Genomic DNA, 10,328 nt, shown 5'->3' on the forward strand with positions numbered 1-10,328 from the left:
CAATTAGCAGTGAACAATGAGTAGCTGCGCAGTTCCTTTTCTCATGTCAGCCAACCGCAAAGCCATTGTGCTGCCCCACGACCTGCCCCGGCAGGAGCGCGGCCTGGGCAGTGCCCAGCACGAAGTCCTTGTTTCCGTTATGAAGGTGATTCACCGCCAGGCCGTGCCCGTGGCGGCCGAGCCGCAGTCGGAGAAGGTAACGCGGCTCTCGTGCTGCTGCCGCATCAGTGAGCTGATTCCGCTGGTGCGCCAGCTGCACGACGAAGCCCGCGCCAAAGCCCTGAGCCGAATGGGCGAAGATGCCCAGCAAGCGGCTTAAAGGAGACGTTAGACCTTAGACATGAGACGTTAGAATCGTTCTGGCATAAGAACTTTCTAAGGTCTCATGTCTAACGTCTCATGTCTAAAGTGAAGCACAACTTTCCGGGCTGGACTGCGGTAAAGCCTGACATGCCCGACGAATACGACCTCGAACACCATACCGTGCTCACCCATGGCATCCGGCTGCATGTGGTGCAGTGCGGCCCGGCCGATGGCCCCCTGGTAGTGCTGCTGCACGGCTTTCCGGAGTTCTGGTATGCCTGGCGCCAGCAGATTCAGGCCCTGGCCCGGGCCGGCTACCGCGTGTGGGTGCCCGACCAGCGCGGCTACAACCTCAGCGACAAGCCCGAAGCCGTGCACGAGTACACCGTGGACAAGCTGGCCCTGGATGTAATCGGGTTGATTGATGCTGCCAGGCGGCGCACGGCTTCGGTGGTGGGCCACGACTGGGGCGCGGCCGTGGCCTGGCACCTGGCCGCCCACCACGCCAGCGTGGTGCGCAAAGTAGCCGTGCTCAACGTGCCGCACCCGCGGGTAATGGCCCGGGCCCTGCGCAAAAACGGCGGGCAGATGCGCAAAAGCTGGTACATATTCTTTTTTCAGCTGCCGTCCCTACCCGAGGTGGCTATCCGGGCGCGGCGCTGGTGGATAGCCCGGCAGGCGCTGCTGCGCAGCAGCCGCCCCGGCACCTTCAGCGAGGCCGACATCGACGCCTACGTGGCGGCCTGGGAGCAGCCCCGGGCTATGCACAGCATGCTGAGCTGGTACCGCGCCGCCATGCGCCACGCCCTGGACCTGCTGCCCACCGGCCGGGTGAAAATCCCGGTTCACATCATCTGGGGCGATAAAGATGCCTTTCTGAAAACCGAGCTGGCCCAGCAAAGCCTGGAGTGGTGCGACAATGGAAAGCTCACCCTGCTGCCGGCCAGCCACTGGGTACAGCAAGAGGAGCCCGAAAAAGTGAACGAGCTGCTGCTGGAGTTTCTGAAGTAGGTTTAAAGGACATGAGACGTTAGACATGAGACCTTAGAGTGTTCTGCCGATTTCTCATGTCTAAGGTCTCATGTCTAACGTCTAAGCTCTCAACATTCCATGTCCAAGCTCACGCCGCGCCGCTTCTCGCCAACTGCTGTACCGGCCCGGGCCGCTGCGCGGCGGCCGGTACCAGAGCTTAGCGCAGCGCCCTGCGACTACACCTACGACGGCAGCTTCGAAGGCCTGCTCACGGTGCTCTTTACCATCTACGACCGCAAGGCGGCGCCCAATAGCATTCAGGTGCGCGGGCAGGAGCAGGGGGGGCTGTTTGTGACGCCGGTGGCCGTGGACACCCACGACGCCACTGCCGCCCGCGTGTGGGACGGCCTGCTGCGCCACATGGACGAGGAAGCCCGCACCCGCCTGTTTCACGTGTTTCTGAGCGAGCAGCCCGACCGCGAGCTGCTGATTTTCCGCTACGCCGACCTGGCCATGCGGACCAGCCAGGACATAGCCGGCCACTACGCCCACGACGACGTGCGCCGGGTGCAGCGCCTGGCCCAGCAGATGTTTCGCGAAAAGCACCGCATGGAAGCCTTCGTGCGCTTCGAGAAAAATGCCGACGGCCTGTTTCACGCCACTATCTCGCCCGATTTCGACGTGCTGCCCCTGATTGCCGCGCACTTCACCCGGCGCTACGCCGACCAGCGCTGGCTGATATACGACCAGCGCCGTCACTACGGCCTCTACTACGACCTGCAGCGCACCGACGTGGTGCGCTTTGAGGAAAGCAGCCCCGGCCCCGGCAGCGCGGCCGTGTCGGCCACCATGCTCGACGAGCGAGAGCCCTTGTTCCGCCACCTCTGGCAGGCCTACTTCGACCACGTCAACATTCCCGAGCGCAAAAACCTCAAGCTGCACCGCCGCCACATGCCCCTGCGCTACTGGCGCTACCTCAGCGAAAAACAGCCCCGCGAAACACGCTTCGAGCCCATTGCCAACAAGCGCCCGCCCGGCGAGGCTAACTTGCGGCTGGAATAGTCTGATGTGCTGATTCGTTGATGTGCTGATGTGCTGGTTTTACGACTATGCCATTTTAGCCAGCTGACGCAACGTCTTCGTTACTTTTTGAAAAGCCACTCGCGCACATTTGTTAAAGTAGCACATCAGCACATCAAATAATCAGCACATTATAATGAGCATACTTGTTTTTGGAGCTTCGGGCCAGCTAGGGCAGTGTTTGGCGCAGGTTGCGCAGGAGCGGGGCAGCACCAGCCTGGTGTTTCTTCCCGAGGCAGAAGCTAACATTCTCAACCCCGAGGGGCTGCAGGCACTATTTGCCCGCTATCAGCCCAGCTATTGCATTAATTGCGCGGCCTACACTGCCGTTGATAAGGCCGAAGACGAAGTAGAGCTGGCCCGGCGGGTAAACCGCGACGGCGTGGCCAACCTGGCCCAGTTCTGCGGACAGCACGGCACGGTGCTGATTCAGATTTCCACCGACTTCGTATTTGCCGGCACCGGCAACCAGCCGCTGGTAGAAACCGACGAGGTGGCTCCCCTCAGCGTGTATGGCCTCACCAAGCTGGAAGGCGAGCTGGTGATTCCCGAATACACCGGCCGCTACTTCATTCTGCGCACCAGCTGGCTGTACTCGGAGTATGCGGGCAACTTCGTGAAAACCATGCTCAAGCTGGGCCGGGAGCGCGAGGAGCTGCGCGTTATCTGGGACCAGGTGGGCACGCCCACCTACGCCATCGACCTGGCCGGCTGCATCCTCACCATCATCGATAGCGGCAGCCAGGCGTTTGGCACCTACCACTACAGCAACGAGGGCCTGACTTCGTGGTACGACTTCGCCACGGCCATCTTCCAGATAAGCCAGACGGCAGTGAAGACGGTGCCCATTCGCACGGCCGAGTACCCTACCAAGGCAACGCGCCCGGCATACTCGGTGATGGACAAGAGCAAGATTAAAACCCAGCTGGGCCTGGCCATTCCGCACTGGCGGCACAGCCTGCAGGTGTGCCTGAGCCGGCTGGCCACGCTGAGCTGAGCCGCTGCCTGGGACTCGGGTTTCCGGCATTCCAAGGCCAGAGCCGGCGCCCGGTACTGCCTGCTGGGTATCAGTTGCCAGGCAGATGCAAGCGGATATAGCAAAGCTGCTGTTTATTTGCTGCCAGAAGCCTCGGGCTGCGTGAAGCCAGCTGGTGGCATCGTATCCGTTTAATGCAGTTACTCCGAATGAAGCTCTGGAAAAAAAGCGGCACCCTGTTGATTGCTACCGGTATCATCCACAATGCAGTAGGGCTGCTGGCCGGCTGGCCGGTACTGGCTTCCATGGCCGCCGCCGGCTTTGTGAATACCATCGGCCCCGGCACCGCCGAAATGGACCGGAACGCCATCTTCTGGTTTCTTTTCTCGGGCTTCCTGATGCTGCTGCTGGGTAAGATGATGCAGGATGCAATAAAGCTGCGCCAGCAGCCGGTGCCGGCCTATCTGGGGTACTGCCTGCTGCTGCTGTCCGTGGCTGGCTGCCTGATTATGCCTGCGTCCGGGTTCTGGCTGGTGCTGCCCCAGGCTGTTCTCATTATCTACGCCAATAGAAAAGCAAGGCCGGCCGTGGCAGAGGGAATGGCCGCCTAAGCGCTGGGAGGGCCGGCGACCGGCGTCCTTCCGTAGAAACGGTTAGCCAGCCACGCGGCCCCCGCAAAGCCAGCTCCGGCCAGGCACACGCCCGCCCAGCCACCACTGGCCCAGGCCAGCCCGCCCACCACCGAGCCCAGCGAGCCGCCAATGAAGTAGCCCGTCATGTACACCGTATTCAGCCGGCTGCGGGCTGCGGGCACCAGCCCGAAGATGCTGGCCTGGTTGGAAATGTGAGCCGCCTGCACGCCTACATCCAGCAAAATCACGCCTACAACCAGGGCGGCCAGATGGTAGCCGCCCAGGCCCAGCACCGCGTAGGCGGCCAGCGCCAGCCCAATGCCCCGGGTAATGGCGTAGTCCGGCCCCCGCTGGTCTGCCGCCTTGCCGGCCCAGGACGCAGCCAGCGCCCCAACCGCGCCAATCAAGCCGAAAAAGCCCGCGACGTCGCTGCCGTAGCGGTAGGCTCCCTCCAGGAAAAAGGTTAGCGTAGTCCAGAACACGCTGAACGAGGCAAATAGGCAGGCGCCCACCAGGGCGGCGCGGCGCAGGCCCGGCTGGGTGCGCGTCAGGGTCAGCAGCGACTTCATCAGCGAGCCGTAGGTGCCCGTGAAGGCGGGGCGGTCGGTGGGCAGGGCGCGGGCCAGCACGGCTACCAGCAGCACCATCAGCACTGCCCCGCCGCCAAACATGCTGCGCCAGCCGAAGTGGGCGCCCACGTAGCCGCTCACCGTGCGCGAGAGCAGGATGCCAATGAGCAGGCCGCTCATTACGCGCCCCACTACCCGGCCCCGGCTTTCTTCGCTGGCCAGGTGGGCAGCCATGGGCACCAGCAGCTGCGGCACGGCCGAAAACAAGCCAATCAGCACGCTGGCGGCTACCAGCGCGGCAAAGGTGGGCGCCAGGGCGGCCAGCACCAGGCAGGCGGCCGCCCCCAGCAGCATGAGCAGCATCAGGCGCTTGCGCTCCAGCTTGTCGCCCAGGGGCACCATGAACAGCATGCCCAGCGTGTAGCCCAGCTGCGTGGCCGTGGCCACCAGGGCCGCGCCGCTGTCGCGCAGGCCAAACGTGCGCCCGATGTCGGCCAGCAGGGGCTGGTTGTAGTAGATGTTGGCGGCCACCAGGCCGCAGGTGAGGGCCATGAGCCAGACCAGGGCCGGGGAGAGGCCGGCCGGCCGGGCCGGCGCCGCAGTAGCGGAGGAAGGAGAAGTCACGTAAAGGCAGTAAGGGCAGGCGGAGCCTGGGCTAACAGAGCGGGGGCGGGAATGGTTACGCGTGCGCAGTAACCCGCCCGCTGGCCTTGCGTTAGAAAACAGCATGAGCCGAGGTTTTACCAAAGAAGACGATTCCCAGCAGCCGCCCATCATCCCGCCGCGGGCGGCCCTGCCCCCGGGCAGCCCCAACTACGTGACGCCGCGGGGCCTGGAGCAACTGCGGGCCGAGCTCAGCACCCTCGAAGCCGAGCGGGCGCTGGCCGAAGCCAACCGCGAAAACGAAACCGACCGCACCCGGCAGCTTTCCCTCTACAACGGCCGCATTGCCCTGCTCACCGAGCGGCTGGCCAGCGCCAAAGTGGTGGACCCCCGCGGGCAGCCGGCTAAGGAGGTGCGGTTTGGGGCCACCGTGCGGCTGCGCACCGTGAGCGGCGGCAAGCCCGGCCAGGAGCGGGTGTTCACCATTGTGGGCGTCGACGAAGCCTCGGTGGCCGAAGGCAAAGTGGCGTTTGTGGCTCCTATTGCCCGCGCAGTTCTTGGGGCCCGGCTGGGCAAAACCGTAACTTTGAAGCTCGGCCCCAAGGAGGAAGTAGTGGAAGTGGCCGCCATCAGCTACGAGGCTGCCCCCGAAACCGCCGCCCGATAAGTCCCTCAGCACGATTGGGGCCTGCGCGCCTTCACCCAAACTCCTGACCTTCGCCTTATGCAGCTGCCTTCCCCCACCTCGCTGGTCGACCTTTCTTACCGCCCCGATTTGCACATCCTAGTGGTGCGCTGGCTGGGTATTACCACCGATGAGGAAACCCGCCGCATCTACCGCCACCTCGAAGCCGCCGACGTCAACCAATGCCGCTTCTGGCTGCTCGACGCCCGCCGCCGGCCCAGCTCCGGCCCGGCCATTACGCGCTGGATGTTCGACGAGTTTGCCCCGCTGGTGTCGGCCCACTTCGGCGGGCTGCTGTACTTCAGCTACCTGATTGCGCCGGCCCACCTGCCGGCGGCCGAAGAGTTTCAGCGGCGCGTGACGGCCGCCGACGCTGCCTTGCCTTACCGGCTGCACTATGCCAGCGAGGAAAGCGCCGCTACCGCCTGGCTGCTCCAGGCCCAGCAGGCCGAAAGCCCGGCCAGCCGGCCGGCCGGGCAGCCCTAGCTGGGGGCCGGCAGCTATCTTGGCGGGCCATAACCACACCCTACAACCAGCAGCCCGCCCCGGGCCGCGCTGCCTGCTCTGCTATGATAATCTACAAATCGGCCGATTGGTGGGAGGCATTTATTCACCTCAAGTCCTCTGCCATCATTCGCAAGCTCTTCGTGCGCGTGCTCTGGATTGGGGCCTACGCCACGCTGGTGACGGCCTCCGACATGTACTTCCACTACCACGACCACATCACGGTCGACAAGGAGTTCTTCTCGTTTCTGGGCATTATGCTCAGCTTGCTGCTGGTGTTTCGGACCAACACGGCCTACGACCGGTTTTATGAGGGGCGCCGCCTCTGGGGCCACCTCACCAACAACTGCCGCAACCTGGCCGTGCTGCTGCACGCCCGCCTGCCCGTGCACGACCAGCAGCGCCGGACTTACCTGGCCCGCCTGCTTTCCAGCTTTCCCCTTGCCCTCGATGGCCACCTGCGCACCGGCGTGCAGTTCGACCGGCTCGACGAGCCCACGGCGGGCTTCCGGGAGCAGCTGCGCCACGTCGGCCACGTGCCCTCCCGCATCTCGGCCCTGTTGCAGGAGTTTCACGAGCAGCTGCTGCGCGAGGAGCTGATTCTGCCCACCCACCTGCTCACCATTCAGCGCCACCACGAAGCCCTGCTCGACGTGGCCGGGGCCTGCGAGCGCATCAAGCAAACGCCCATACCGTTCTCGTACAGCTTCTTCATCAAGGGCTTTATCTCGGTGTTTGTCTTTATCATGCCCTTTAACCTGCTCGACACCTACCAGCTGCTGACCATTCCCGTGACCATGTTTGGGGCCTACGCCCTGCTGGGCGTGGAAATGATTGGCGACGAGATTGAGGAGCCCTTCGGCAAAGACAGCAACGACCTGCCCCTCACCCAGATGTCGACCCGCATGCGCATCAACATCCACGAAATCCTGGGTGTGCCCGTGACCGAAGAAGAAAAAAGCCTGGCCGCCGAGCAGTACAGCGTGGTGTATTAAGTTTGGCTGATGGGCTGGCCAGACTGGGATGACCACAGGCTTCGCCCTGGTTCTGACAGCGACGGTACGCCGGCATTGCACCCCTCAGCCCAGGCTTTTCTTATACGCTCCGGGTGTGATGCCCTCGTACTTTTTAAAGATGGCCTGGAAGTAGCCGGTGTTGTTGAAGCCCACGCGGAAGCAGGCGTCGGCTACGGTGGTCAGGGGCTGGCGCAGCAGGCGCTTGGCCTCGCTGAGGCGCTCGCGGATGATGAACTCCACCGGCGTAAGGCCAAACTCGCGCTTGAACACCCGGAAGAAGGTGGCTTTGCTCATACAGGCCATGTCGCTGAGCTTTTCCACGGTCAGCTGCTCGGCCAGGTGCTGCTTGATGTAGCCCACCACGTGGGCGAAGCGGTGGGTGGTGAGGTGGCGGGCATAGTCGCGGAAGATGAGCTGCCGGGCCTGGGTTTGCATCAGGCGCACCAGCAGCTCCTGCAGGGTGAAGCCGGCCAGCACGTCCTTGGCCGCGTCGCTGGCCTGCGAGAGCTGCACCAGCCGCTCCAGGGTGCCCGTGAGCTCGGGCGTGTTGGTGAGGTGGGCATGGGCCGCCTCGCAAACCTGCCAGGGCGTGTGTGACTCGGCCCGCGGGTACCGCTCGTTGAGCAGGTCCACGGTGCGGCGGATGGTGTCGGTGGGAATGGCCACGGCCAGGCACTGCGTGGGGCTGTCGGCGCGAGCCTCGGGGAAGTCGATTTCCATGGTGCGGTCCTCGCCCACAATGACCGATTCGCCGGGCAGGTAGTCGAAGGCCGGGCGGTCGGGCAGGTGCATCACCTTTTTGCCGCGCAGCATGGTCGTCAGCACCAGGCTGCCCAGGCTCAGGGGCACGCGGCTGGCCGCCTGGTGGGTTTCAAACACGTTCAGCTCAAAGGCATCGAGGGAGTACACGGTGCGGTTTTCCACCAGGGTGGTCAGCTGGTCGGAACGGTGCAGAGCCACGGGGGCGGGCAGGTGAACGGGCGACATAGCGAATAGGAAAAAGCATGGACGCAGCCAGTGCAGCCCGGCTTCGTTTCCGGCCAGAAGGGCAACACTTAAAAGGGCAACCGGCAGCGAATTAACATGTTTTCAGCTAAAAGCCAGCAGCAGCGGCGCGCCTGGCCGGGAGTAGTAAAAACTTGCGACAATCCTGTGCTTTCCTTGCGACGATTCTGCATGTAACCCAGCAATTGGGTCGGGTAGCTTTGGTGCAAGCTAACTCATCTCAATTCCCATCCAAGCACAAGCATCATGGCAGAAATCCTGGAAAAAGCAACCACCCTGGTGGCCCGGCCCAAGTTCAAGTCGCACTACGACAATTTTATTGGCGGCAAGTGGGTAGCCCCGGTCAAGGGCCAGTACTTCGACAACATCTCGCCCATCGACGGGCAGGCCTTCTGCAAGGTGGCCCGCTCCGGCAAGGAAGACATTGAGCTGGCCCTCGATGCCGCCCACGATGCGTTCAGGACCTGGGGCAAGACCTCGGCCACCGAGCGCAGCAACATCCTCAACCGCATTGCCAACCGCATCGAGGAAAACCTGGCCCACCTCGCCGCCGTGGAATGCGTCGAGAACGGCAAGGCCATCCGCGAAACCACCCACGCCGACCTGCCCCTGGTCATCGACCACTTTCGCTACTTCGCCAGCGTGATTCGGGCCGAAGAAGGCAACGTAACCGAGCTGAACGCCACCACCGTGTCGATGAACATCAACGAGCCGCTGGGCGTGGTGGGCCAGATTATTCCCTGGAACTTCCCCCTGCTCATGGCCACCTGGAAGCTGGCCCCGGCCCTGGCCGCCGGCTGTACCGTGGTGATGAAGCCCGCCGAGCAAACCCCGGCCAGCATCATGGTGCTGATGGAGCTGATTGAGGACCTGGTGCCGGCCGGCGTCATCAACGTAGTGAACGGCTTTGGCCTGGAAGCGGGCAAGCCCCTGGCCTCGTCGCCGCGCATTCAGAAAGCTTCCTTCACGGGCGAAACCACCACCGGCCGCCTCATCATGCAGTACGCCGCCGAAAACCTGATTCCCGTCACCATGGAGCTGGGCGGCAAGTCGCCCAACATCTTTTTCAAGTCGGTGATGGATGCCGACGACGACTTCCTCGACAAAGCCATTGAAGGCGCCGTGATGTTTGCCCTCAACCAGGGTGAAATCTGCACCTGCCCCTCGCGCATGCTGGTGCACGAAGACATCTACGACGAGCTCATGCCCCGCGTGCTGGAGCGCGTGAAGGCCATCCGGCTGGGAAACCCACTGGATATGGACACCATGATGGGCGCCCAGGCCAGCAACGACCAGTTCGAGAAAATCCTGAGCTACCTCGAAATCGGCAAGGCCGAAGGCGCCGAGGTGCTCATTGGCGGTGAAGCCTACACCCAGGAAGACGGTGCCCTGGCCGAGGGTTACTACATTCAGCCCACCGTGTTCCGGGGCCACAACAAGATGCGCATCTTCCAGGAGGAAATCTTTGGCCCGGTGCTGGCTGTCACCACCTTCAAAACCACGGAAGAAGCCATTGCCATTGCCAACGACACCCTCTACGGCCTCGGCGCCGGCGTCTGGACCCGCGACGCGCACGAGCTGTACGAGGTGCCCCGCGCCCTGCAGGCCGGCCGCGTGTGGGTAAACTGCTACCACGACTACCCGGCCGGAGCCCCCTTCGGCGGCTATAAAGCCTCCGGCTTCGGCCGCGAAAACCACAAGATGATGCTGGCCCACTACCGCCAGAACAAAAACATGCTCATCAGCTACAGCCAGCAGAAGCTGGGCTTCTTCTAGGCCGTAGGCTCAGTCGATATTGAGCCAAAAAGAACGTCGTGCTCACCTGGCGTCCGCTTGGCTAAGCATCTCTGCCACGAGCGTAAACCCAATCAAAAAGGATTACTGCCGCCGGCAAGATGCTTAGCTAACCTAAGTTGCGGGGTATAGATGAGGCAGAAAAAAAGTCTGTTCGGCGTGAACAGGCTAGGTTTGAAGTATTCGACC

General features: G+C 63.2%; 11 protein-coding genes. 9 read left to right on the top strand and 2 right to left on the bottom strand.

Annotated features, from left to right (window positions below; translation table 11 throughout):
• Positions 1-43: 43 nt before the first annotated feature.
• From ABD919_RS00045 to ABD919_RS00065, 5 genes are all read left to right on the top strand, one after another.
• Positions 44-319, top strand: a complete 276-nt coding sequence (locus tag ABD919_RS00045) for a hypothetical protein (protein ID WP_345232620.1) — start codon at positions 44-46, stop codon at positions 317-319.
• Positions 320-399: 80 nt separating this feature from the next.
• Positions 400-1,314 carry an alpha/beta fold hydrolase gene (locus ABD919_RS00050; RefSeq protein ID WP_345232622.1) on the top strand — a complete coding sequence of 305 codons (915 nt, stop codon included), beginning with the start codon at positions 400-402 and terminating at the stop codon, positions 1,312-1,314.
• Between the two features lie 99 nt (positions 1,315-1,413).
• Positions 1,414-2,337: a TIGR03915 family putative DNA repair protein gene (locus ABD919_RS00055; RefSeq protein ID WP_345232624.1), complete on the top strand. Its 924-nt coding sequence runs from the start codon at positions 1,414-1,416 to the stop codon at positions 2,335-2,337.
• A 154-nt stretch (positions 2,338-2,491) separates the two neighbouring features.
• Entirely contained in the window at positions 2,492-3,352 is an 861-nt protein-coding gene (gene rfbD, locus ABD919_RS00060) for a dTDP-4-dehydrorhamnose reductase (protein ID WP_345232626.1), read from the top strand.
• 188 nt (positions 3,353-3,540) lie between these two features.
• Positions 3,541-3,942, top strand: a complete 402-nt coding sequence (locus tag ABD919_RS00065; RefSeq protein WP_345232627.1) for a DUF6463 family protein — start codon at positions 3,541-3,543, stop codon at positions 3,940-3,942.
• Here the strand turns inward: ABD919_RS00065 and ABD919_RS00070 are convergent.
• Positions 3,939-5,156: an MFS transporter gene (locus ABD919_RS00070; protein WP_345232629.1), complete on the bottom strand. Its 1,218-nt coding sequence runs from the start codon at positions 5,154-5,156 to the stop codon at positions 3,939-3,941. The two genes, ABD919_RS00065 and ABD919_RS00070, sit on opposite strands and share 4 nt — an antisense overlap.
• Before the next feature lie 103 nt (positions 5,157-5,259).
• On the opposite strand from ABD919_RS00070, the gene ABD919_RS00075 reads away from it, so the two are divergent.
• The 3 genes from ABD919_RS00075 (at position 5,260) to ABD919_RS00085 (ending at position 7,319) form a co-directional block, all read left to right on the top strand.
• Positions 5,260-5,802, top strand: a complete 543-nt coding sequence (locus tag ABD919_RS00075; RefSeq protein ID WP_345232631.1) for a GreA/GreB family elongation factor — start codon at positions 5,260-5,262, stop codon at positions 5,800-5,802.
• A gap of 57 nt (positions 5,803-5,859) precedes the next feature.
• On the top strand, positions 5,860-6,306 hold the full coding sequence (locus ABD919_RS00080) for a hypothetical protein (protein WP_345232633.1): 447 nt from the start codon (positions 5,860-5,862) through the stop codon (positions 6,304-6,306).
• Between the two features lie 83 nt (positions 6,307-6,389).
• The gene (locus ABD919_RS00085; protein WP_345232635.1) at positions 6,390-7,319 is read left to right on the top strand and encodes a bestrophin family protein; all 930 of its coding nucleotides are present in this window, start codon (positions 6,390-6,392) and stop codon (positions 7,317-7,319) included.
• Positions 7,320-7,403: 84 nt separating this feature from the next.
• Here the strand turns inward: ABD919_RS00085 and ABD919_RS00090 are convergent, their stop codons facing one another.
• Positions 7,404-8,327: an AraC family transcriptional regulator gene (locus ABD919_RS00090; protein ID WP_345232637.1), complete on the bottom strand. Its 924-nt coding sequence runs from the start codon at positions 8,325-8,327 to the stop codon at positions 7,404-7,406.
• A 264-nt stretch (positions 8,328-8,591) separates the two neighbouring features.
• Between ABD919_RS00090 and ABD919_RS00095 the strand changes: the two genes are divergently transcribed.
• Complete coding sequence (locus tag ABD919_RS00095) at positions 8,592-10,121, top strand: aldehyde dehydrogenase family protein (RefSeq protein WP_345232639.1); 1,530 nt, start codon at positions 8,592-8,594, stop codon at positions 10,119-10,121.
• Positions 10,122-10,328 lie beyond the last annotated feature (207 nt).

Origin of the sequence: Hymenobacter saemangeumensis (genome assembly GCF_039541835.1) — a bacterium.
Taxonomy (GTDB): domain Bacteria; phylum Bacteroidota; class Bacteroidia; order Cytophagales; family Hymenobacteraceae; genus Hymenobacter; species Hymenobacter saemangeumensis.

Bases quoted from the DNA above. Each gene is read 5' to 3' on its own strand.
- ABD919_RS00045 (WP_345232620.1), top strand. From the start codon at position 44: ATGTCAGCCAACCGCAAAGCCATTGTGCTGCCCCACGACCTGCCCCGG.
- ABD919_RS00050 (WP_345232622.1), top strand. From the start codon at position 400: ATGTCTAAAGTGAAGCACAACTTTCCGGGCTGGACTGCGGTAAAGCCT.
- ABD919_RS00065 (WP_345232627.1), top strand. From the start codon at position 3,541: ATGAAGCTCTGGAAAAAAAGCGGCACCCTGTTGATTGCTACCGGTATC.
- ABD919_RS00075 (WP_345232631.1), top strand. From the start codon at position 5,260: ATGAGCCGAGGTTTTACCAAAGAAGACGATTCCCAGCAGCCGCCCATC.
- ABD919_RS00080 (WP_345232633.1), top strand. From the start codon at position 5,860: ATGCAGCTGCCTTCCCCCACCTCGCTGGTCGACCTTTCTTACCGCCCC.
- ABD919_RS00095 (WP_345232639.1), top strand. From the start codon at position 8,592: ATGGCAGAAATCCTGGAAAAAGCAACCACCCTGGTGGCCCGGCCCAAG.
- ABD919_RS00085 (WP_345232635.1), top strand. From the start codon at position 6,390: ATGATAATCTACAAATCGGCCGATTGGTGGGAGGCATTTATTCACCTC.
- ABD919_RS00090 (WP_345232637.1), bottom strand. From the start codon at position 8,327: ATGTCGCCCGTTCACCTGCCCGCCCCCGTGGCTCTGCACCGTTCCGAC.
- ABD919_RS00055 (WP_345232624.1), top strand. From the start codon at position 1,414: ATGTCCAAGCTCACGCCGCGCCGCTTCTCGCCAACTGCTGTACCGGCC.
- rfbD (WP_345232626.1), top strand. From the start codon at position 2,492: ATGAGCATACTTGTTTTTGGAGCTTCGGGCCAGCTAGGGCAGTGTTTG.